The sequence below is a fragment of the Metabacillus indicus genome (assembly GCF_046603695.1).
GTDB classification, from domain to species: Bacteria; Bacillota; Bacilli; order Bacillales; family Bacillaceae; genus Bacillus_P; species Bacillus_P indicus.
Map to the genome: position 1 here is coordinate 3446675 of NZ_CP176757.1, position 22747 is coordinate 3469421.

Here is a 22747-nt window from a genome sequence, read left to right on the forward strand (position 1 = left end):
CACGCACGTGTTATTCGCGGTCAAGCTGAATGTCGTTCTCGCTTTCGACAACTACATCCATGTGACCCTTCATTTCGAGTTTTTCTTTTTCCCTCATTGCTTCTTCCTCTGTAGGAAAAACAGGGCCGTCAAAAACCCGTTCCATCGTTTCTTTATCCGTATACTGCACTAAAAAACTGTTCAAGTCAGATCCCTCCCGTTTTGAAGGTCTTATACCCCTTTTTCCAAACGGCTAATCTAACGGACAGGTGTAAGCGGCTTTTTCCCTTCAAGGATTTGTTTAATATTCTCTATGGAGCATGCCATCATGGCAAATCTCGTTTCCCGTGTAGCACTTCCTATATGGGGAAGCGCCACAGCGTTTTCCAATTGCAAAATGGGGTGATCTGCACGGATCGGTTCGTTTTCGAATACATCCAGCCCCGCTCCTGCAATCACACCGTTCCGAAGTGCCGCAATCAGGTCTTCCTCGACAACGGTGCCTCCGCGAGATGTGTTGACGAAAATGGCCTCCCGCTTCATTTTTTTGAAAGCGCCGGCATCAAACATCCCTTTTGTTTCACTTGTTAATGGCGTCATGCAGACAACAAAATCAGACGCTTGCAGCAGGTCCTCAAATGACCTGTATTCGGCTCCGAGACTTTCTTCCGCCTCCGTATCTCTTGAACGGTTATGATAAAGAATGTTCATATCAAACCCTTTTGCCCTCTTGGCAACAGCCCGTCCTATATTCCCCATCCCGACAATGCCGATTGTTTTATGATGGACATCTGCCCCAGCAAGCAGCATCGGGCTCCAGCTTGTCCATTTTCCTTCTTTTATGTAAGCAGCCGCTTCCGTCACTCTTCTTGCAGCAGACATGAGCAGCAAAAAGGTTAAATCTGCTGTTGTTTCCGTCAGAACATCCGGCGTATTGGTTATGATGATGCCTTTTTCCTTCGCATATTCCACATCCACATTGTCATAGCCGACAGCAAGATTGGCGATTACTTTTACCCCTTCACACGCATCAAGCAGCTCCTTGTCGACCTGGTCAGAAAGCATGGTCAGCAGAGCATCAGAGGTTTTTGCTTTTTCAAGCAGGAGATCCCTCGGGCACACTTCATCTTCTTTATCCCACATCTCGACATCAGCGAACGTTCTAAGCGCTTTCAAAACTTCTTCCGGAAGCTTTCTCGCAACAAACACAGAAGGCATTTCCATCCTCTCACCCTTTACTCATTTTCTTTTATCTTATCATATCAGGCATGAGAGGGAGGAAATAAGCCTACAGCCAGTGAATGGAGGGCAAATAAATTTTTTTCGTTCTCATCGACAGAAGCTGTTCATAGGATTTCAGGAACCCTTCGTATCTTGAAGAGTTTTTCAGCATATCTGCAAGCTTCGCCTCATAATAAGGCTTATCGGTTTCAGCGGATAAGTAATAATCTTCAATGCATTCGAAATAGTGAATCGGAAGCAGCATCCTGCTATAGATCAGCCTCCAGGAAAAAGACGACAGCGGCGTTGTCCTGTCATAGTCCTCTAAAAACTGAAAACCTTCCTGGCGGAGCGACTCCGGCTCCTCAAAAAACTGGTTTCTCAAGTATTCCGCAATATCCCTGCTGCAATGATCAAACACCCAGTCTGTCGGAACCTTAACCAGACCTGAAGACCTCCACGTATGGGAATAAAAGCGATTGTGGCATACTGTCGCAGAATCGATCGGCTGAGGCTCATCATCAAGCTCTGTGTCGACCAAATACTGAATGGCATTCTCCGCAATCCCCATATAATATGGAAACGATTCAGCAAACATCTTCTCAAATGAATCAAGCGGCTGGGAATTCACCTTTCCCCTCCAGAAGCCTTCCAGCTGATCTGTCCGCTTTTCCCAAAGATTTTTCCACTGCCCGATCCGGCTGATTTTAGACACCTGATACGGATAGCTTCTTGCCTTCTGATGAAAACGGGCAAGCTCTCTGCCTACCTGAAACACACGCTCGCCCTGCACGTATGATGTTTTCAGAATGCCGTATTTCCGCTTTTCCCATTCTATATACAAATTCCCCTGTTTTGTCAGCAAAAAAACGGCCACGAAGGGATCTCCCCGTTCAAGCAGGTACTGGCTCATATGGTAAAGCTCATAAAGCTCTTCATCTTCATAGTGGGAAACCGGCACAATTAAATACACATGCTGATGATGCGAAAACGCATCGTAGTGACCTACCCGGAATGTCTCTCCAATTCTAAGCCCGTACTGTTCCCGAATCAATTTTTCCACCAGATTCTCCCCCATGTATAAAAAGTCCTTATCCTATCGTAATCGCAACTTAGCCGATTTATGTATAATTTGGCCCTGCAGTTAAACACTTTTTAATGATTGTCATTTTCGTTACACACTAAGAGAGCCATTTGCGTAAAATGGTAAAAAAGATTGGGTGAAATGGATGAAAGATAAAGAACAGATGGACATTGTCGAAAAAACAGCACGCCAATGGTTAACCGACCGCGGAGTCACACTCAATGACATCGCAGAACTCGTATACTTCCTGCAAGTCAAATATCATCCTTCATTAACAATCGATCAATGTTTAGAAAATATAGATCGAGTCCTTGCAAAACGCGAAGTTCAAAATGCCATCCTTACCGGCATTCAATTAGATATCCTGGCTGAAAAGAAAATGCTTGAAGAACCCCTGCAAGCCATCATTGAAAGTGACGAAAGCCTTTACGGGGTTGATGAGATCATCGCTCTCTCCATCGTCAACATTTACGGATCAATAGGATTCACCAACTACGGATACATTGATAAAGAAAAACCGGGAATCCTTAAATTCCTGAACGATAAATCATCCGGAATGGTCCATACCTACCTTGATGACATCGTTGGAGCCATCGCTGCCGCCGCCTCAAGCAGACTGGCGCACAGGGCGAAGAATACAGAGTGAGTACACAAAAAGCTGCATCCAGAGAATAAGATGCAGCTTTTTGGTTGTCTTTATATTTTTTCAAACCACTCAGAAAGAGAATCAACCGTATAGGTCGGCTTTTCATCGTAGTTCACAAGGTGCTCCCGCAGAGTTACGCCAGTATGGACAAGCAGGGTATCAAGACCTGTATTCATTCCCGCTTTTATATCTGTGTCATAGTTGTCCCCTACCATCAGCGTTTCTTCAGGTTTTGTGCCGAGCACTTTCAAAGCCTGTTCCATAATAATACTTTCAGGCTTGCCGATAAAGATCGGATCTACAGTTGTGCTGACAGCGATGACAGATGTGAGAGAACCGTTTCCCGGCAAAAGTCCGCGTTCTGTTGGAATGGCAATGTCTCCGTTTGTAGAGATAAACGTCGCCCCATTGCGGACGGCAATGCAGCCGAGAGCGAGTTTCTCATAAGTGATATCCCTGTCGATTCCGGATACGACGAAATCAGGGTTTTCATCTACAAGCTGAAAACCGCGTTCGATGAGAGCTTTTTGAATCCCCTCTTCCCCGATGACATACACGGATGCATCCGGTTTTTTCTCCCAGATAAAATTGGCAGTTGCCTGGCTTGTTGTAAACACTTTATCTTCACTTGCAGGAATGTCAAACGTGTTTAGTTTTTCTGCTACCTGCCGGGGTGTTCTTGATGAATTGTTGGTCACAAACAGATAGGGAATCTTTTTCTCAATCAGCAATTTGACAAAGTCACTTGCTTCTTCAATCCGCTCTTTGCCGCGGTACATCGTTCCGTCGAGGTCGATTAAATAGCCGTTGTATGTTTTCAAAGTGAGTGCACTCCCTGTATTTGATATTTTACCCGTTCCCTTTCGCTCCAGCCACTTGCTTTCCGCGGGGAGCGCCGGGAGCCTCCTCACTTCGTTTGCGGGGTCTCCCGTGCCCTCTTTATCCCTTAGAAATGCGGAAGCGCCCGTTTTGCTCCGGCAGTCAGATAAGAAATCACCCGAAAAGTCCGGGTTTGACTTTTTGGGGGATTTTGTTCTGACAGAGGAGCCTGAGCGCTGCAGCTGGACAAGGAGTCAAGTGCCTTCCGCTGCAGTCCACTGGAGCTTAAAAATTTTATCTAAATCAAGTTTTTTATGAAGAAAGCAAAATAAGACGCAATATTATCATTGCGCCTCTTCATTATAATCCGTTCATTTGTTAATGTCTAAAAGCAGAGACGGGTCCCAGTTCATTTTCGAGATAGGTTCTTACACGTGCCGGAAATGAAGCAAGTATGGCTGCTTGCTCCTGGAGGCATTGTGTTAATTCCCCGTGGTTAATGCCCAGGTATTCCTGCACGAGCTGCTTGCGGAAGGCGATTACCGCTTTCAGTCCGTCTGCTTCATCAGCGCCGATTACTTTTTCATCGAGCATGATGTCGATGATGTCTTCATAGCTCCCGGGGTCACGCATGATAAATCCGTCGATGATGGCATTGCCTGTATCTAAAACGGCTTCAATCAGCATGTGGGCAAGCCGTTCAAGCGCTTTCAATTCAAGGTCAGTGTCCCAGTTCTTCTGCTCAGAAAAAAGAGTCAGGTTCTTCTCATAATAAACAAGCGTTTCTTCTATTTTTTCACGATCGACAAAATACATCCCATTACACTCCCAGCACAGTTGAATGCTTTTATTTTACCACATTCAAAGCACTTTGTTTCAGGATTGGATGACGTCTGCTATTATTAAGAGACAATGATGCATGAGAGGGGAATTATGGATGTCTGAACGATTTTTTTTATATGATGATACGGTTGAAACAAAGACACGATTTGTAAGCTTTATGGGAGAGAACAGCCGGTTTGACCTGGCGATTGTCAGATCCGACCGCTATTACGGAAAGCACCTTGTTCTGAACCTGCTCAGCAGCCGCTTTGCCATTATCGGGGAAGATGATTTAAATGAGCCCGGTTATATTGAACATGCATACGGCCTTGATGAAAATGAGGCAAATGAACTTAGAGAATTTTTGTATGAAATTGTCTGATTAAGAAGTGTCCTGCTACTGCACAATAAGTAAAAAAGCAGGTGATCTTGAATGGATGACAAAGAAAAACGGGAGTATACAGATTTTTCGAATGTGGAAAGCATGCGGAATTTCATCCTGCCGGAAATAACACCGGAAGGCCCTTACGGCGCTCCAAGAGGAAAGAATACGCCCGTAGAGAATAAAAGCTCGGAGTGGAAAGAAGGCCAGCGCTATTACAGTGCGTTTAATTATGAGTTCAAATCTCTTCATCAGAACCTGCCAAGACAGTACCCGGGAGCGCATCCGACACATGATGACCCGGAGAAAAATGAAGAGCCTCCATATACAGCCAAATAGAAAAATACAAGCCGCTGTTTTACGCAGCGGCTTATTTCTTTATTCGTTTTAAAACGAAATGCGCACAGCCGAAATTACAGTACTCAAATATGTACTCGTCAAGCGTGCTGATTTTCGTGTCATAGGATGCTTTTTGGTTCTGATCATCAAAAAAGCCTTTCAGCCTGAGCTGATTATAGCCCCAATCCCCCACGATGTAATCGTACTTGTTCAGGATCTCAGAGTAGCGCGCTTTGAATGCTTCTTCATTAAAGCCGTTCCGCTCGTCCTTAATCAATTCAAAAGTATGATTTTGAACAGTTATCACAACTATCACCTCTCAACCGCATTATTTACTATCATAATCGATTTCCCCATCAATTGCTAAGAAAGTTTGGATATGTTTTGGCAAACCTAAGGTTACGGAGGTGTTTGCGATGAAGAAAATCGCGTTCACGGCGTCCATAATCGGGATGGCCATCATCACGGGATGCCAGAATACAGCTAGTGAAAACGACCTTTTTGAAGAAAGCGGTAATACGGTCAATGTCAACGACCGCAACGAATTGTACAACGAAGATGGGATGAAAAAAGGAGAAAAGAACACAACGTCAAACTTTGGGTATGTCCGCCACGAAAAAAGCGGCCTCGCCAGAGATATTGACTACAACAAAGTTCCCGGCATCGACCATGAACAGCTGGCAAATGTGATATCAGATCTTGTAATCCAGCTGCCTGGCATAGAGGATGCTGCTACCCTTGTAACAGATGAAGAAGTATTGATTGCCTATGAAGCGGAGAAAAACAGAGACCGTTTTGAAACCGCTGATATGGTCAAGAAAGCAGCGATCTCCGCCATTCCAAGATATTATCATGTCTATGTCTCAGACCAGCCGGGGATGATCAAGCAAATTGAAGGCTATTCGGGCCTTGACGCCAACAGCCGTGACATTGACGAAATCATCAACAGCACAATCAAAGAAATGCTCAAATCCCCTCAGGGACGCAAGCTCAACACAGGCGAAAACCCTAACGGAGAAGGCTACGGCGAAACAAACGAAGAACTGGATCAGGATATGAAGGATAAATATCAGGAAACTAGATATAAATAAAACGCAAAAACCCGCAGCTATGCGGGTTTTTCTTATGAAAAGCTATTAAGCCTGAGCCTGTCTCGCTTTTGTTGCAGCGTTGACCTGCTCATCTGCATGATAGGAAGACCTTACAAGCGGTCCTGCCTCACAGTGGCTGAAGCCTTTGCTCATGGCGATTTCGCGTAGTTCTGCGAATTCTTCCGGCGTGTAGTATTTGATGACTTTAAGATGTTTTTTGGACGGCTGGAGATACTGGCCGATTGTCATAATATCAACATTGTTAGCGCGAAGATCATCCATTGTTTCGATAATCTCTTCTTTTGTTTCTCCAAGCCCGATCATCAGACTTGATTTAGTCGGAATATCAGGCTGCATTTCTTTCGCACGGCGGAGAAATTCAAGGGAGCGGTCGTATTTGGCGCGGGCTCTGACTCTTGGTGTAAGGCGTTTAACCGTCTCAATATTATGGTTAAGAATGTCCGGTCTTGCATCCATAAGAATTTTCAGGTTTTCTTCCACTCCGCCCATATCTGATGGAAGAACTTCAATTGAAGTAAACGGATTTTTGCGGCGGACAGCGCGAACCGTCTCAGCAAATACATTGGCACCGCCATCGCGGAGGTCATCGCGGGCAACCGCTGTAATAACCGCATGCTTCAGGTTCATCAGGGCAACTGAATCCGCAACGCGTTCCGGCTCTTTGAGATCAAGCTCGTTTGGGAGGCCCGTTTTGACAGCGCAGAATCGGCATGCACGGGTACAAACGTCCCCGAGGATCATGAACGTCGCCGTTCTACGCACAGCCCAGCATTCGTGAATGTTCGGGCATTTTGCCTCTTCACAAACGGTGTGAAGATTATTTTCGCGCATCATTTTTTTAAGGCCTGTGTAATTTTCATTGGTGTTCAGTTTTATTTTTAGCCAGTCAGGCTTTCTCAGGTATTCTTCTTTCTTAGCCATCTGAATCATCTCCAGTATGTATAGTCAGGTTTCTTTAGGCAAAATAATCAGGAAAAAAGGAAAATTCGCTTAAAACGTACACTTGTCACTTTAACATAACAGAGTGCGGTTCTACAAGGATGGAGATTGGATCAATTACTAACATTTTCTACATATGAATTCTTCCTGAAGCACCAAACTAAGGTTATGAAATTGGGTAAAGGAGACCGGTAATGTGAGAAAAATGTTGACCCTGTTTAGTGTATGTTTTCTTTGCTTTATTCAACCGCACTCTGTCCTTGGATCAGAGAAAAGCACAGAAGAAATCAATCAGGAGAGAATGATTCTGTTTAAAAATGCAGAGACCATTACTCAGATTCCCTGGTATGTGCTGGCATCTGTTGATCAATATGAGCGCAATGTGAGAAGAACACGCAATGATATTCCGAAAGCGAAGGGCGTAATTGGCATTTATATTCGTCCAGAATTATGGGCCGGCATCCAAAATCCAAATCAGTCTGACACAAACCCTGCAAGCATCGCGCTGTTTGGCGGGCTTGGAATCGACGGAAATGGAGACGGGAGAGCAGACCCCACGAATGATGAAGATGTTCTTTTATCCTTTGCCGATTATCTCCTTTCGTATGGAACTGATTTTGAAAACATTAAAATCGGGCTTTGGGATTATTACCAGCGCGATAAATCCATCGGTTTAATTACAGGACATATGAAGCTTTTCAAAAAATACGGCAGGCTGGATCTTGATCAGCATGCGTTCCCGGTTCCAATCAGATTTAACTACAGCTACAAAAACACATGGGGAGATGCCCGCGGATGGGGCGGCAGAAGGATCCATGAAGGAACCGACATTTTTGCTAATTACGGTGTTCCCGTTCGTTCCACCTGCTATGGCATCATTGAAATGAAAGGGTGGAACATGTTTGGCGGCTGGAGACTCGGCATTCGCGACAGCACCAACACGTATCACTATTTTGCTCATTTAAATGGGTTTGCAGACGGTCTTGAAGTGGGACAGATTGTTGAACCCGGGCAGCTCATCGGCTCTGTGGGAAGCTCAGGCTACGGCCCACCAGGCACATCCGGCAAGTTCCCCCCGCACCTTCATTACGGAATGTATAAGGACAATGGACGAACAGAATGGTCCTATGACCCTTTTCCGCAGCTTAAGGTTTGGGAACGTGCCGAGTACAGAAAGCGTAAATAAGAAACGGGCCAGCCCTTTTAAGGACTGGCCCGAACATTTTATGACTTTTTGGCCTTCACAACTGCATTTGCAATGCTTGCTGCAAGACCTCCCCAAATCACAACAATACCGACTACCATCATTGTAATAGCTCCACCACTCATCAGCGTGATACCTCCTTATCAGCCGGCAATTCAATTGTATCCTTCTTCCATGAAATAAAGGAGAACAGAATGCCGACGATTAATGCGCCCGCTGCAACGAGCCAGCCTGAGTAAAGCAGGAATTCTCCTGAGTAAGATCCTCCGCCGTATGGCTCAGCTCTAAGTTTATCAATCATCATGTAGCCAAGGATGATTGGAGTGATGACACCCAGACAGATCTTCCACCAAGAACCTAATTGAATGTCGGAAATCTGATTTGCATGAGTTTGAAGATTTGTTGCCTGCTTAAGGATCCAGATGACAACAACTACTTCTACAAGTCCTGCAAGAGCCACACCAAAGCTGTTGATGAACTCATCTGCTACATCAAGGAAGTTGATGCCGCCTCTTGTTGCGAACAGAAGAGAGATAATAGCTGAAACTCCGCCTCCGAACAGCACGGCTTTCGTACGGGATACATTGAATTTATCCTGTACACCCGCAACAAATGTCTCAACAATCGAAATGAGAGATGTAAGTCCGGCAAGCGTCAGGGATGCGAAGAATAAGAATCCGAAAAGCTGGTTAAATGCCGGGAATTCATTAATAATCTGCGGGAATACGATAAATGCAAGACCGATTCCTTTAGAAACGACTTCACTTACCGGAACGCCCTGCTGCATGGCCATAAAACCAAGTGCACTGAAAACCCCGATTCCTGCAAGAAGCTCAAATGCAGAGTTTCCGAAACCTGTAATGAACGCATTGTTTGTAATATCCGATTTTTTAGGCAGATAGCTTGAGTACGTAACCATAATGGCAAATGCAATCGATAAACTGAAGAAGATCTGCCCGTAAGCAGCAACCCACACTTTGCCGTTTGCAATCATGCTCCAGTCAGGTTTGAAAAATGCCTCAAGACCTAGTGCAGCACCTTCAAGTGTTAATGCTCTGATAACAATAATTAAGAATAAGACCACTAAAGTCGGAATGAAAATTTTGTTTGCAAGCTCGATGCCTTTCTTAACTCCGGCAAATAAAACACCAAGTGTAACCACCCATACAATCAGGAGCGGAATGAGAACTCCAGGTGCAAATCCGCCAAGTTCTCCAGGCGCTGCAGCTTGGAGGTAATCATTAAAGAGGAACGTCTGAGTGTCTTTTCCCCAGCTTAAATTTAATGAAAAACCGCTGTATGAAATCGCCCATGCGATAATGACAGAATAATAAGTAGAAATGACAAATGCTATTCCAACCTGCCACCATCCGAGCCATTCAAACTTCTTGCTTAACCGTGCATACGTTAAAGGTGCAGAACCGCGGTACTTGTGACCTAGAGTAAATTCCATTACAAGCAGGGGAATACCTGCTGTCAGCAATGCGAAAAGGTACGGGATGAAAAACGATCCTCCGCCGTTTTCGTACGCCACTCCAGGAAAACGCCAGATGTTTCCAAGTCCGATTGCCGATCCGACAGCCGCTAAAATAAAGCCTGCCCTTGTTCCCCACTGTGGACGATTATCCATTTGTGTAAAGCCCCCTTTAGCCTTTTCTTCCGAATTTGGAAGAATTTTAATTTTTATTATTTTCTGATATTTAAATATAACTATACATAGTATAATCGGACATTATGCCTAAGTCAAAATGATTTTTGAAATTTATTATAGTAAAATGATAAATCTGTCATATTTTCTCGCAAAAAAAAGACAGAGTCCGCGTGAACTCTGCCTTTTTCCTATTTGTTAAACAGCTGTTGCCTTTTTCTTGAAAATAAGGATAAAGACAATTAAAAGCACAATTACTGTCAAAAGTCCCAGAATCATACTTCCTGTAAGTCCGAGAACTAAATATCCAAGAGCTGCCATGATTCCTCCTGACACTGCATATGGAAGCTGCGTCACCACATGGTCGATGTGATGGCTTCCCGCTCCAGTTGAGGATAGAATCGTCGTATCTGAAATAGGAGAACAGTGATCTCCGAGTACAGCTCCTGCAAGGACAGCCGCCATTGCCGGAAGAAGCATCGAAATATCAGTTGCAGCCGTTATTTCGCCTGCTATCGGAAGCATGATGCCGAATGTTCCCCATGACGTTCCTGTAGCAAACGCCATAAAACCTGCAAGAACGAACAGAATGACAGGCAGGAAGGCTGTATTCATGTTTGACTGCTCTACTAGCCCTGCAAGGTATTCTCCTGTTTTCAGCTGGCCGATCAAATCAACGATCATCCAGGCAAGCGTCAGAATATAAATGGCCGGAAGCATTGATTTAATGCCCTCAAGGAAAGCTTTTGGCAAGTAGGCAGAAGAGATGCCTTTGCCTAAATATAAACCAAGTGTAACCACGAGACCGATAAGTCCTCCAATGACAAGCGACTTCGCCACATCCGTGTATTCAAACATTGTAAGAAGCGTCACTTTAACGCCATCTTCTGCTAGAACGCCTTCATACCCGGTCCAGAGCATGGCGCCTACTGTTCCAATAATCAGGGCAATAATCGGCCAGACAAGATTTCCGATCGAGCCTTTATCACTAACAGGCAGATCTTCCTTAATATCTCCGAGCGGCTCTTTTTCAGGATCAAACAATACGCCTTCTTTCATAGCCCGCTCTTCATGAAACTTCATGCTGCCGAGATTGATGTTTAAGTAGGCCGTTGCAAAAACTAGAGCCAGTGCAGCGAACACATAGTAATTCATAGGAACCATCGTCATAAAAGCAGACAGAGGGGTGTATTCAGAAACACTGTGGGTTGCAAGAATCGTCCCGATCATGGCAATAATATACGCTCCCCAGCTTGAAACCGGTGAAACAACACACACCGGTGCAGAGGTTGAATCAATAATATAGGCAAGCTTGGCTCTTGAAACTTTCTGCCGGTCTGTAATCGGACGGCTGACCTGCCCTACAGCCAGTGCGTTGAAATAATCATCGATAAAAATCATAATGCCCAGAAGAGCAGCAGTAAACTGAGCACCAGCTCTTGTTTTAACACGCTTTTGAGCCCATTCGCCAAACGCCCTGCTTCCGCCTGATATGGAAATCAGCGCAGTCACAACACCAAGGATAAGCAGGAACAGAAGAATGAACACATTCCACGTATTGAGCTCTCCGTCTGCAACAAAGATGGCTTTAAAAGCTCCCCAGATTTTCGAAAGGGTCTCTCCTATTGAAAAGTTTGTAAGAATAAGTGCGGCGGAAAGGATTCCGACTCCGAGTGAAAGAAGGACTTTCCTAGTAAGTATGACCATCAAAATGGCGATGATCGGGGGAAGAATTGAATAAATAGTGCCTGACATGGTAAAACCTCCTGGAATTAGTAATGGGGCTACCGGCACGATGCAAGGATAAAAAAGTGCAAATAAAAAAGAGTACGATAGAAAATAACTATCATTACTCTTTTTAGGTAATGTTATGTTATCCTCCACGATCAGTAGCCCACCATTGCAGATATCCCTGCAATGACAGTGTTACCCTTATTCAAGGTAACCCCAGCTGTGCAGATGTTGACGCATGCTGCATAACTTCGGCAAAAAAGCCTTTTGTATAGTGATCTCAGTTGTCATCCTCACACTATCTACTCTTCTTTTTCGCGCCTCTACCTCATCATGAGACAAGGTGAAGTATTCAATTTGTATGCTGATTTAACGGACATATTTCTTTAGCCCCAAAAAGCAGCTCATTAACTAGTTGGATTATATCAATAATCTCCTAATCTATCAACAGCAACTTACCTTCCAGTTGATTCCACGGGAACTTCAAGCGCAGGAGGTGAGCTTCCTCCGCCCCCGTTGTAATAGCTTGGCACTTGCCCCTGAACAGCTTTAATCGCAATCGGGATGTTGTTTCTTACTGTAGCAGTTCTTGTGGAGAACGGAATGACCACCTCGACATTCACTTCAATTTCAACTGCTATTTCAATCAGCGCATTGTTAATTCCATACTGCTGAATCGTTTCCTTCACATCAGTCTGCACCTCACCGACAACGTAAAAACGGACGGGCACTTTCGGACCGAGGTTTCCAATCAGTGCATTATTCGTTGCCTGGCCAAGCGGAATCGAGTAGATGATTCCCTCGCCCTGTTTATCTTTCGTAAGATGCTCGCCCTCCGGCAGTTCAAGCGCGTCAATATTACCTTTGGATGCTTCTCTTAAATTCGCCTGAATCTTGTCGGTTGTCTTGGCAAGCACGCTTCTGACAAATTTGGCGTTAAAATCGATTGTCGTCACATTCCCTTTTTCATCCGTATCAACGACGAACATTTCATCCACATCTACATCTTCTTTAATGTCCTTGTTAATCGCATTCTGGATAACAAGTGTCGCAATCCGTTTTGTTTCGGTTTCAGCCACCGTCATTAATGTCGGTTCAATTCCCTTATTAACAATCCACAGCCCCGCAGCTGTAGATAAGATAAAAAAGACGAGTGAAAGCAGGAATACATATCTGAAAGGAAGCGGCCCTTTTTTATGAGGACGGCTGCGGAATCTGGCCAAAAATAAATCCCCCCTTTACAAGCTATATTTATGCATGTAAGGAGGGATGTACGCTATTTTTTTGAAGTTATCTATTAAAACAATGATGTTATACAGTTCGACTCAGAGCATTCTAAGCAGGGCATCTCTTCCGCTCATTCCTACGTGGATTCCGCGGTTTTCGGCTTCAAAGGTAATGGATTCAAGCGGAGCATCAAGAAGCTGTTCGATCGTCCGGACGCCGACTGCTCTCCCTGCAATAATTCCCCGCTCTTTCAATTTTTCATTCAGCAGCGCTACATCGAGTGCGCCGCACATAATGTACCCTTTGTCGCTTGTAACAGCCATGAAATTTGTTTTAGGCAAAGCAACCGTTACAGCTGTAAATTGATGACTTCCAATCATAATAGGTGTCATGGATACCATCGTTCTTTCACACTCCCTTCCTTCTGTAATTTATGAAGGCAGGAGGCATTGAGTGTGAAAACTAGGCATTCTTGTACGAATGTCCCTGTTTCAGCTTCCAGGCAAGGACATCACGCAGCATTTCAGGCATATAATAGGTTTTCTTTTCTGCATGGTAAATGGAAGGGTAAAGCACGCCCAAAGTGAACATATCGACTGTCGCAACCTCATAGGTGCGGTCAGGATCAAGCGGTTCCCCTTGTATAAGAATGCCCGTAATGTGATTTAAACCGTCTGATTTCTGCTCACTGCGAACCTCGATTCCGTCAAAAATCATCCGGCCCATTACTTTCCCCCTGAATCCAAGCCCTTTTAATCTCAACTGTTCAATTTTTTCTGTCCGTGATTCTGCAATCACTTCTTTCAGGACATCTCCCTTTAACTGCACTTTACAGGGGTTTATTGGATGCGGACAGATCCTGTGCAGGTCTTTTCTCGTCACTGAGCCTGCTTGTAAAGGTTCCAGCAGCAGCCCGGCATTGACCATGCTCACATCGCCTTTGCACCATTCCTTGACGGCTGATGCCAGAAGGGCTGTAAAGTCAGAAGGACCAAACCAGTCCAGCGTGAGATCCCTGTCAAGCACTGTCACTTCCTCTGACAGAATCTCATCGCTTTTCTTCCTCTCCGCATCAAGAAACACTTTTACATCTTCACATTCCGGCTCTGCAGCAACTGAAATGACATTTGCCGTTTTTGACAAAAGCGTGTCACCGTCAACTGATAATGCCACGTGGCCGATTAAGCTGCAGTTTTTCCCCGCACCTGTAAGAAGCACATTATTCACCAGCTTCCCTTTTTCCAGGACGTGGTGGGTATGGGCACCTAAAATGACGTCAATTTCAGGGAATTCCGCAGCCAGGAGTTCATCGTCATTAATCCCTAAATGAGAAAGCAGAATGATGATATCCGCCTGGTCTTTAATCAATTCCAGCGTTTCGCGAAGACTTTGAAACGGATCCGTTACTTTCCATCCGAGAAGCTGATAAAACTTCTCATAGAAGACGCTGACACCAAGAACGGCAGCTCTAGTTCCGTTTGCAAAAGAGAAGATTTTATAAGGCTCCACCCAGCGGGGACGCTCCCCTGACTCTGTATAAAGATTTGAAAGAATGACCGGAAATGCTGCCCGGTCATATAAAGTATCCAGCGCATCATGCGGCAGCGTTATCCCCTCATTATTGCCGATGGTCACAGCGTCATACTCTAAGCCGTTCAAAAGCTCTACATTCGTCTTCCCATTCGTAGCTTCCGTGATTGGATGCACACGGTCAAGATGGTCTCCGACATCTACAAGCAGCATCTCTTCCCCATCTTCTGCATGCTCTTTTTTCATCCGCTTCAAGTAGTGAGCAACCATAGGCCAGTTCTCAAAATAACTGTGCAAATCGTTTGTATGATATAAATGAATGGTCTCAGCCATCAATAGTCCCCTTTTCAAAAAGGTGTTCAGGTTTTAGAAAACACCTTCATAAATCAGTTTAAGTCCCGCAAGGATCAAGACAATCCTGAGCAGACTGATGAGCGCTTTTCCAGAAAGCTTTGAGGCAATCAGCGCACCTGCTTTTCCTCCTGCCCAGGCTCCTGGTATTAAAGCAAGAGCAAACAGCCAGTTTATATTTCCAAGAGCCGCATGCATAACCGAGCTTGTCAGACCAGAGAGAAAAATAATAAACATAGACGTTGCGACAGCTATATGTGCCGGGAAGAAAAAGAGGAGAATCATCGCAGGCACCATCAGGGCACCGCCGCCAATGCCAAAAAGACCGGACAAAAAACCAACGCCAAATGAAATGATGATGGCCGGTACGGGTTTATAAAAATAGACTCCCTCCGCACCTTGCTCACCTTGATATGTACGGACAATCTCTTTTTCTCCAGGCTGTCTCGCACTCGGTTTGAGTCTGTCCCTGAGCATCAGCAAAACAGAAACGAAAATCATAAATAAACCAAAATACAGGGAAAAAGAATCCGTGTTTAAATATTGATTCGCATATGCTCCAATTATTCCTCCAGGCCCGCTCCCGATAAAGAAGATCAGTCCGCTCCTGTAATCCACTTTTTTCTTTTTCATATAGGCGAGTGTAGAGGAAAGGCCTGTGAAAATGACAACAAGGAGCGAAGTCCCGACCGCTGTCTGAGGGGAAACTCCTTCAAAAATCGTAAAAAAACCTGATGAAAACAGCATGGCCGGAACGACAATAATGCCTCCCCCAAGGCCAACAAGGCTGCCGATTGTTCCTGCTATAAAGCCTATGAAAATAAGGAAAATCCATTCCATTTAAACAACCCGCCTCTTTCTATTCTCCGCTGAACAAGTCCAGCTGCCTCGGCGCAAGACCCTCATATTCAATCTTCATCAGCTTTTGCATTTGTTTCGCATTGTCAGCAGCATCTCCGCCGGAATTATTATTAAAGAGGAGAAAAATATCCTCTGTTACCTCTTTCAGTTCTTCAATAAATTCTGCCCATTGATTCAGCTCGTTCTCATTGTACCTGTATAAATATCTCACTTCGCGCCATTCTTCTCCTTTAGCAGGCTTCGTCCAGCCATGAACATTTCTTCCGTGCATCCGGATCAGCGTTTTACCTGAGTCTGTGGCCTTCACAACTGCCGGAACCGACCCGCTGCCTGCCTGAGGCTCATCGCATATACTGTGAATCCACTTTTCATTCCGCATAAAGGAGAGCGTTTTTTCGCGTGTTTCCGGAGTAAACCAAGACTGATGCCTGAACTCAAGAGCAACCGGAACGTCTCCCATTTGCTCGCGGCACCATCTTAAATAGGTCACATTCTCCTTTTTGCAGTCAAACCACGGCGGAAACTGAAAAAGCACCATGGCAAGCTTTCCTGTCCGTATGTAGGGTTCAATGGACCTGAGAAAGGCTGCGAACATCTCTTCTTTCGAATCAAAGGGAATGTCCCCGCGCTGATGGCCTGTCATTCCCTGATAAGCCTTCACTATGAATTTGAATGACTCAGGAGTTTCACTCACCCATTTTTCTGCATTTCTTACAGGCTGAACAGCATAAAAGCTTGCATCCACTTCAACTGCCGGGAAATGGGCCGAGTACTCCTTCAGTTTCTCCCCTGCTGCAATTCCATTAGGGTACAGAGCATCATGGTCTCCCCAGCCTGTTAATCCAATATAGATCAATCTGCGTCCAGCCTCCTTTTCGTACGTATCGGTTCTTTTATGATACTACATGGATGAAAAATTTTCATTCTGGATGGTTTGTGCAGTTGATTGGAAGAGGTGATTAAGGGATTGAATACTGTGAAATATGCGTGAGCTGTTTTTAGAACATTTTGCGGGAGGCTGCGCTTTGGCTAAGTGCGCTTATCTCGGCTTTAGAACACTTTCACAGATATTGCACTTTGGCTAAGTGCGCTTATCCCGGTTTTAGAACACTTTCACAGATACTGCGCTTTGGCTAAGTGCGCTTATCTCAGTTTTAGAACACTTCCACCTATGCTTTGATTCGCGTAAGTGCGCTTATCCCTGTACCTTCAGTTACATACAAAAAAGCCCGCCTCTAAAGGCGAGCTTTTTTCGTTTCTATTATCCGATTGATCCTTCCATCTCGAACTTAATCAGACGGTTCATTTCAACGGCATATTCCATTGGAAGTTCTTTTGTGAATGGCTCGATGAAGCCCATTACGATCATTTCAGTTGCTTCTTCTTCTGAAATTCCGCGGCTCATCAAGTAGAATAATTGTTCTTCTGATACTTTTGAAACCTTCGCTTCATGCTCAAGCGAGATGTTGTCGTTGAAGATTTCGTTGTAAGGGATCGTATCAGATGTTGACTGGTTATCCATGATCAGTGTATCGCACTCAATGTTAGAACGGGCGCCTTCAGCTTTGCGGCCGAAGTGGACGATTCCGCGGTACGTTACTTTACCGCCTTGTTTTGAGATTGATTTTGACACGATCGTAGATGATGTGTTTGGTGCAAGGTGAATCATTTTTGCACCGGCATCCTGATGCTGGCCTTTTCCTGCAAGAGCGATTGACAGTGTCATACCGCGTGCACCTTCGCCTTTTAGGATAACCGCAGGGTATTTCATAGTCAGTTTAGAACCGATGTTTCCGTCGATCCATTCCATCGTTGCGTTCTTTTCGCAGACTGCACGCTTTGTAACAAGGTTGAAGACGTTGTTTGCCCAGTTCTGAATCGTTGTATAACGGCAGTAGCCGCCGTCTTTTACGATGATTTCAACAACTGCACTGTGAAGTGAGTTTGTTGTGTAAACTGGAGCTGTACAGCCCTCAACGTAGTGAACGTGTGCACCCTCATCAACAACGATCAGAGTACGCTCAAACTGACCCATGTTTTCAGAGTTGATGCGGAAGTACGCTTGAAGCGGCGTATCCACTTTCACGCCTTTAGGAACGTAGATGAACGATCCGCCAGACCAGACAGCCGAGTTCAAAGCTGAGAACTTGTTGTCTGTTGGAGGAATGACTTTTCCAAAGTGTTCTCTGAAAATGTCTTCGTTTTCTTTAAGTGCTGTATCTGTATCTTTAAAGACGATGCCAAGATCTTCAAGGTCTTCTTTCATGTTGTGGTAAACAACCTCAGATTCGTACTGGGCTGATACACCTGCAAGGTATTTTTGCTCAGCTTCAGGGATTCCAAGTTTGTCAAACGTACGCTTGATTTCTTCAGGAACCTCATCCCATGAGCGCTCTGACTTCTCAGACGGCTTTACGTAATACGTAATTTCATCAAAGTTAAGAGCAGCCATGTCTCCGCCCCACTGCGGCATTGGCATGCTGTAGAAATGCTCAAGAGATTTCAGGCGGAAATCAAGCATCCATTGTGGCTCGCTTTTCATACGTGAAATTTCTTCAACGATTTCTTTTGTCAATCCGCGTTTTGAACGGAAAATCGAGACGTCTTTGTCTGCAAATCCATATTTATAATCGCCGATATCCGGCATTTTTTTAGCCATCCGTATTCAACTCCAATCATAGTTGATGGAAGGTTCTCCATCATTGTAAGCAGGAGAGGGACAGCTTAAAGCTGCCCTTTTTCCTGTTCAGCTGTTTTGAACTCCTTTTTCCATGGCCTTCCACGCAAGAGTTGCACATTTAATGCGGGCAGGGAATTTTGCAACACCCTGAAGGGCCTCGATGTCCTCAAGTTCAATGTCGTCATCGTACTCTTTTCCCTGCATCATATCAGAGAAGATTTTTGACAGTTTAAGCGCGGTTTCAACAGACTGGCCTTTAATGGCCTGGGTCATCATTGAAGCAGAGGACATGGAAATGGAACAGCCTTCCCCGTCGAATTTGGCATCTTTTATCTCGCCGTCTTCAATTTGAAGGGTAAGGCGGATACGGTCGCCGCATGTAGGGTTGTTCATATCGATTGTTAAGCTATCTTCGAGTACACCTTTGTTCCGCGGGTTTTTGTAATGATCCATGATGACCTGACGGTACAAGGTGTCCAGGTTGTTAAAAGACATTTGTAAAGTACTCCTTTGTTTTAACAATTCCTGCAACAAGCTTATCGATTTCTTCTTCTGTATTGTACAGGTAAAAACTTGCACGTGCAGTGGAAGAAACATTCAGCCATTTCATAAGGGGCTGTGCGCAATGATGGCCGGCACGCACGGCGATGCCTTCTGCATCAAGCACTGTAGCCACATCGTGAGGATGAACATCCTCTATATTGAACGTTACAAGTCCTGCGCGGTGCTCTGGACCGTAAATTGTAATCCCTTCAACATCTGAAAGGCGCTCTAGGGCATAGCCTGCAAGCTTGTGCTCGTATGCTTCGATGTTATCAAGACCAATATCCTGAAGGAAATCAATCGCTGCACCTAGCCCGATTGCTCCGGCGATAATCGGTGTTCCGGCTTCGAACTTCCACGGAAGCTCTTTCCACGTTGATTCGTACAGGCCGACAAAATCAATCATCTCGCCGCCGAATTCGACCGGCTCCATTTTTTCAAGAAGCGCTTTTTTCCCGTAAAGAACGCCGATGCCGGTAGGACCGCACATCTTATGGGCAGAAAAAGCAAAGAAATCACAATCCAGATCCTGCACGTCAATTTTCATATGAGGAGCACTCTGTGCACCGTCAACGACCATGACTGCACCTTTGCCGTGTGCAATTTCTGCAAGTTCTTTGATAGGGTTAATAGTTCCAAGCACGTTTGAAACCTGCATCACAGATACAATTTTAGCGGCATCTGTAATGGTCGCTTTTGCATCCTCTAAAGAAATCGTTCCGTCTTCTTGAAGAGGGATGTATTTAAGGACCGCTCCCGTTTCTTTGGCAAGCTGCTGCCATGGAATCACATTCGCATGATGCTCCATGTGGGTGATGACAATTTCATCCCCGGCCTTAAGATTCGCACGCCCATAGCTCGCTGCAACTGTATTTAAAGCTGTCGTAGCTCCGCGCGTGAAAATAATTTCTTCCATTGATGAAGCGCCAATGAACTTCCGGACCTTTTCACGGGCTCCTTCATATCCATCTGTCGCTTTCGTTCCAAGCGTGTGAACGCCGCGGTGCACATTTGAATTGTACTCCCGGTAATAGCGGTCCAGCGCTTCAATGACGGGCAGCGGCTTCTGGGAAGTCGCTGCACTGTCAAGATATACAAGATCCTGTCCATTTACCTGCTGATCCAAAATCGGAAAAAGTGAACGGATATCTTGAATATTCATTACTTAACTTTCCTTTCAATAACCTCTACAAGCTGTTTCTTAACACCTTCAATTGGAAGGACGTTGACTACCGGTGCTAAGAATCCATGAATGACAAGGCGCTCTGCCTCAACCTTTGGAATTCCGCGGCTCATCAGGTAGTAAAGCTGAAGAGGATCTACACGGCCAACAGAAGCCGCGTGTCCTGCCGTAACATCATCTTCATCAATTAGAAGAATCGGGTTAGCGTCACCGCGCGCTTTTTCACTCAGCATAAGCACTCTTGATTCCTGCTCAGCATTTGATTTTGAAGCACCGTGCTCGATTTTTCCGATGCCGTTGAAGACAGATGAAGCACTGTCTTTCATTACACCGTGTTTTAAGATATATCCTTCAGAGTTTCTTCCGAAGTGAATCACTTTAGTCGTAAAGTTCTGAGTTTGCGATCCGCGGCCGACTACAACTGATTTTGTGTCGCCGTAAGATCCGTCACCCATAAGGTTTGTCGTATTCTCAGAAATTGTGTTTCCGTCGTTCATCAAGCCGAGAGCCCACTCGATACGGCCATCGCGACCTGCAGTTCCGCGGCGGTTTACATATGTTGTAACACCTTTATTCAAGTGATCAACAGCACCGTACGTTACTTTTGCGTTTGAGTTTGCGAAAACTTCTGTCACGATGTTGAAAATTGCTCCTTCAGTCTCCGTTACAGAAATATAGTTCTCAACATACGTTACTGAGCTGTTGTTATCTGCTACTACGATTACATGGTTGAAAAGAGTCGTAGCCGGATTCTCGTGAACATAAACAGCTTGAAGAGGTGCAGCAACTTCGACATTTTCAGGCACATATACGAACACTCCGCCGTTCATCAAAGCAGCGTTCAATGCTGTCAGGCGGTGCTCATCTACTTTAACGCCATCTGTCATGAAGTATTTTTGCACAAGCTCTGAATGCTCGCGTGCAGCTGTATGAATATCTGTAAAGATAACGCCCTGGTCTTTCAGCTCCTGTGACAGAGATGAATAGGCAGGTGTTGTATCAAGCTGGATGTACAGATTTTTGTTCTCTTTTTCAAGGTCGATAAGAGATTTTACTTCTTCATGCAGACTGTCAAGTGACGTATGCTTTTCGCTTTTCACTGCATGAGTTTTAAACTCAGTGAAGTTCCATTTGTCAATCTTTGTTTTATCCGGCTTTGGCATAGAAAGGTCTTCAGCTTTTGCAAGAGCCTGTAAGCGCAGTTCTGTTAGCCATTCCGGTTCGCCAAGTTCTTTTGAAAAGCCGGCGACATAGTCATGGTTGAATGTTGTCTCTACTGTCATCTTAATCCCCCTAACGCTTACGCTTCTTGACCAACAGTTTCGTCTTCGATGCCAAGCTCTTGTTTAATCCAGTCATATCCTTCTGCTTCAAGGCGCTGAGAAAGCTCAGGACCGCCTGATTTTACGATTCGTCCCTGCATCATAACGTGCACATGATCAGGTGTGATGTAGTTAAGCAGGCGCTGATAGTGAGTGATGATCAGGCAGCCGAACTCTTCAGAACGCATTTGGTTGATACCTTTTGAAACGACTTTAAGAGCGTCGATATCAAGTCCTGAGTCAATTTCATCAAGAATGGCAATCTTAGGCTCGATCATCATTAATTGAAGAATTTCGTTGCGTTTTTTCTCACCGCCAGAAAAACCTTCGTTCAGGTAGCGCTGTGCCATATCAGGATCCATTTCAAGGAATTCCATGTTTGAATCCATTTTGCGGATGAATTTCATTAATGAAATTTCTTCGCCTTCTTCTTTGCGTGCATTAATAGAAGAACGAAGGAAGTCCGCATTTGTTACACCGCTGATTTCGCTTGGATACTGCATTGCAAGGAACAGACCTGCGCGTGCGCGCTCATCAACTTCCATCTCAAGCACGTCTTCACCGTCAAGAGTGATGCTGCCTTTTGTTACTTCGTACTTAGGGTGCCCCATAATTGCTGATGAAAGCGTAGATTTACCAGTACCATTCGGTCCCATGATTGCGTGGAACTCTCCGCCTTTTATTTCAAGGTTTACACCTTTCAAAATCTCTTTTCCGTCGATTTCCACGTGTAAATCTTTAATCACTAATGTTGATCCTGCCATAACTGCTTATACCTCCAATAATCTATAAGATCTGAATTTAATCATTCTCAATTTATTCTCATTCTAATTTTATAACAAATGAAAAGTGAATACAACTTTTTCGGAGGCTGATCCAATTTGCCGCAACCCAAAAGGAACCAGCCTGCGGCTGATTCCTTTTATCCATAGTCTATCCATTCATTTTCCGGTCAAGTTCCGCAAACAGCTGTTTGCTTTTCTGATAGTCCTCTTCACGATTCTTTTCTACTTCCATACGCTTCTCATGGTTTCTGCTGTACACTGCGTACCCCATTTTGTGGGACTGCATAAGAGCCTTTTCCATTTCAGTCGTGTAATTCAAATCAAGCTTCTGCTGACTTG

At 44.8% G+C, this 22747-nt stretch carries 26 protein-coding genes and 1 riboswitch; of the genes, 5 read left to right on the forward strand and 21 right to left on the reverse strand.

The window, feature by feature from the left end:
* Nucleotides 1-10: 10 nt before the first annotated feature.
* The 3 genes from ACK1LH_RS17665 to yutH all read right to left on the reverse strand — a co-directional run bounded on the left by ACK1LH_RS17665 (nt 11) and on the right by yutH (nt 2266).
* Nucleotides 11-184: a hypothetical protein gene (locus ACK1LH_RS17665; protein WP_158001668.1), complete on the reverse strand. Its 174-nt coding sequence runs from the start codon at nt 182-184 to the stop codon at nt 11-13.
* A 53-nt stretch (nt 185-237) separates the two neighbouring features.
* Nucleotides 238-1203 carry a 2-hydroxyacid dehydrogenase gene (locus tag ACK1LH_RS17670; RefSeq protein WP_411333780.1) on the reverse strand — a complete coding sequence of 322 codons (966 nt, stop codon included), beginning with the start codon at nt 1201-1203 and terminating at the stop codon, nt 238-240.
* Nucleotides 1204-1267: 64 nt separating this feature from the next.
* Nucleotides 1268-2266, reverse strand: a complete 999-nt coding sequence (yutH, locus tag ACK1LH_RS17675) for a spore coat putative kinase YutH (RefSeq protein ID WP_029284171.1) — start codon at nt 2264-2266, stop codon at nt 1268-1270.
* A 163-nt stretch (nt 2267-2429) separates the two neighbouring features.
* On the opposite strand from yutH, the gene ACK1LH_RS17680 reads away from it, so the two are divergent.
* Nucleotides 2430-2930 carry a phosphatidylglycerophosphatase A gene (locus ACK1LH_RS17680; RefSeq protein WP_029284173.1) on the forward strand — a complete coding sequence of 167 codons (501 nt, stop codon included), beginning with the start codon at nt 2430-2432 and terminating at the stop codon, nt 2928-2930.
* 50 nt (nt 2931-2980) lie between these two features.
* Here ACK1LH_RS17680 and ACK1LH_RS17685 read toward each other — a convergent pair whose 3' ends face one another.
* Entirely contained in the window at nt 2981-3751 is a 771-nt protein-coding gene (locus ACK1LH_RS17685; protein ID WP_411333781.1) for a TIGR01457 family HAD-type hydrolase, read from the reverse strand.
* Nucleotides 3752-4127: 376 nt separating this feature from the next.
* Complete coding sequence (locus ACK1LH_RS17690; protein WP_029566661.1) at nt 4128-4565, reverse strand: DUF86 domain-containing protein; 438 nt, start codon at nt 4563-4565, stop codon at nt 4128-4130.
* 121 nt (nt 4566-4686) lie between these two features.
* Here ACK1LH_RS17690 and ACK1LH_RS17695 point away from each other — a divergent pair, with 121 nt between their 5' ends.
* On the forward strand, nt 4687-4953 hold the full coding sequence (locus ACK1LH_RS17695; RefSeq protein WP_029284179.1) for a DUF3055 domain-containing protein: 267 nt from the start codon (nt 4687-4689) through the stop codon (nt 4951-4953).
* A 51-nt stretch (nt 4954-5004) separates the two neighbouring features.
* Nucleotides 5005-5292 carry a hypothetical protein gene (locus ACK1LH_RS17700; protein ID WP_029284181.1) on the forward strand — a complete coding sequence of 96 codons (288 nt, stop codon included), beginning with the start codon at nt 5005-5007 and terminating at the stop codon, nt 5290-5292.
* A gap of 31 nt (nt 5293-5323) precedes the next feature.
* Here ACK1LH_RS17700 and ACK1LH_RS17705 read toward each other — a convergent pair whose 3' ends face one another.
* Complete coding sequence (locus ACK1LH_RS17705) at nt 5324-5599, reverse strand: YutD family protein (RefSeq protein ID WP_029284183.1); 276 nt, start codon at nt 5597-5599, stop codon at nt 5324-5326.
* Nucleotides 5600-5708: 109 nt separating this feature from the next.
* Between ACK1LH_RS17705 and ACK1LH_RS17710 the strand changes: the two genes are divergently transcribed.
* Entirely contained in the window at nt 5709-6383 is a 675-nt protein-coding gene (locus ACK1LH_RS17710; protein ID WP_029566662.1) for a YhcN/YlaJ family sporulation lipoprotein, read from the forward strand.
* A gap of 45 nt (nt 6384-6428) precedes the next feature.
* Here the strand turns inward: ACK1LH_RS17710 and lipA are convergent, their stop codons facing one another.
* On the reverse strand, nt 6429-7325 hold the full coding sequence (lipA, locus tag ACK1LH_RS17715; protein ID WP_029284187.1) for a lipoyl synthase: 897 nt from the start codon (nt 7323-7325) through the stop codon (nt 6429-6431).
* A 223-nt stretch (nt 7326-7548) separates the two neighbouring features.
* On the opposite strand from lipA, the gene ACK1LH_RS17720 reads away from it, so the two are divergent.
* Nucleotides 7549-8529 carry a M23 family metallopeptidase gene (locus ACK1LH_RS17720; protein ID WP_051827386.1) on the forward strand — a complete coding sequence of 327 codons (981 nt, stop codon included), beginning with the start codon at nt 7549-7551 and terminating at the stop codon, nt 8527-8529.
* A 38-nt stretch (nt 8530-8567) separates the two neighbouring features.
* On the opposite strand, the gene ACK1LH_RS17725 is transcribed toward ACK1LH_RS17720, so the two are convergent.
* From ACK1LH_RS17725 to ACK1LH_RS17790, 14 genes are all read right to left on the reverse strand, one after another.
* Entirely contained in the window at nt 8568-8672 is a 105-nt protein-coding gene (locus ACK1LH_RS17725) for a methionine/alanine import family NSS transporter small subunit (RefSeq protein WP_139015515.1), read from the reverse strand.
* Nucleotides 8672-10177, reverse strand: coding sequence for a sodium-dependent transporter (locus ACK1LH_RS17730; RefSeq protein WP_029284191.1), 1506 nt, complete (start codon nt 10175-10177; stop codon nt 8672-8674). Before ACK1LH_RS17730 ends, ACK1LH_RS17725 begins: the two co-directional genes overlap by 1 nt.
* 216 nt (nt 10178-10393) lie before the next feature.
* Nucleotides 10394-11950 (reverse strand): Na+/H+ antiporter NhaC family protein, encoded by a 1557-nt coding sequence (locus ACK1LH_RS17735; RefSeq protein ID WP_411333784.1) that lies wholly within the window; start codon nt 11948-11950, stop codon nt 10394-10396.
* Between the two features lie 127 nt (nt 11951-12077).
* Nucleotides 12078-12260, reverse strand: a riboswitch (Lysine riboswitch).
* 121 nt (nt 12261-12381) lie between these two features.
* Complete coding sequence (gene yunB / locus ACK1LH_RS17740; RefSeq protein WP_029284195.1) at nt 12382-13149, reverse strand: sporulation protein YunB; 768 nt, start codon at nt 13147-13149, stop codon at nt 12382-12384.
* A gap of 102 nt (nt 13150-13251) precedes the next feature.
* Complete coding sequence (locus ACK1LH_RS17745; protein WP_029284197.1) at nt 13252-13554, reverse strand: YunC family protein; 303 nt, start codon at nt 13552-13554, stop codon at nt 13252-13254.
* A 61-nt stretch (nt 13555-13615) separates the two neighbouring features.
* Nucleotides 13616-15016 carry a bifunctional metallophosphatase/5'-nucleotidase gene (locus ACK1LH_RS17750; protein ID WP_411333786.1) on the reverse strand — a complete coding sequence of 467 codons (1401 nt, stop codon included), beginning with the start codon at nt 15014-15016 and terminating at the stop codon, nt 13616-13618.
* A gap of 33 nt (nt 15017-15049) precedes the next feature.
* Nucleotides 15050-15874, reverse strand: a complete 825-nt coding sequence (locus tag ACK1LH_RS17755) for a sulfite exporter TauE/SafE family protein (protein WP_411333788.1) — start codon at nt 15872-15874, stop codon at nt 15050-15052.
* A gap of 19 nt (nt 15875-15893) precedes the next feature.
* A complete protein-coding gene (locus tag ACK1LH_RS17760; protein ID WP_411333790.1) occupies nt 15894-16751 on the reverse strand; it encodes a DUF72 domain-containing protein in 858 nt (285 codons plus the stop codon).
* 405 nt (nt 16752-17156) lie between these two features.
* Nucleotides 17157-18554 (reverse strand): Fe-S cluster assembly protein SufB, encoded by a 1398-nt coding sequence (gene sufB, locus ACK1LH_RS17765; protein ID WP_029284205.1) that lies wholly within the window; start codon nt 18552-18554, stop codon nt 17157-17159.
* A gap of 87 nt (nt 18555-18641) precedes the next feature.
* On the reverse strand, nt 18642-19070 hold the full coding sequence (gene sufU, locus ACK1LH_RS17770; RefSeq protein ID WP_029284207.1) for a Fe-S cluster assembly sulfur transfer protein SufU: 429 nt from the start codon (nt 19068-19070) through the stop codon (nt 18642-18644).
* A complete protein-coding gene (locus tag ACK1LH_RS17775; protein WP_411333793.1) occupies nt 19060-20280 on the reverse strand; it encodes a cysteine desulfurase in 1221 nt (406 codons plus the stop codon). Before ACK1LH_RS17775 ends, sufU begins: the two co-directional genes overlap by 11 nt.
* Complete coding sequence (gene sufD / locus ACK1LH_RS17780; protein WP_411333794.1) at nt 20280-21584, reverse strand: Fe-S cluster assembly protein SufD; 1305 nt, start codon at nt 21582-21584, stop codon at nt 20280-20282. The genes ACK1LH_RS17775 and sufD overlap by 1 nt, the downstream gene beginning before the upstream one ends.
* Before the next feature lie 17 nt (nt 21585-21601).
* Nucleotides 21602-22387 (reverse strand): Fe-S cluster assembly ATPase SufC, encoded by a 786-nt coding sequence (gene sufC / locus ACK1LH_RS17785; protein ID WP_029284213.1) that lies wholly within the window; start codon nt 22385-22387, stop codon nt 21602-21604.
* Nucleotides 22388-22556: 169 nt separating this feature from the next.
* The gene (locus tag ACK1LH_RS17790; RefSeq protein WP_158001669.1) at nt 22557-22727 is read right to left on the reverse strand and encodes a hypothetical protein; all 171 of its coding nucleotides are present in this window, start codon (nt 22725-22727) and stop codon (nt 22557-22559) included.
* Nucleotides 22728-22747 lie beyond the last annotated feature (20 nt).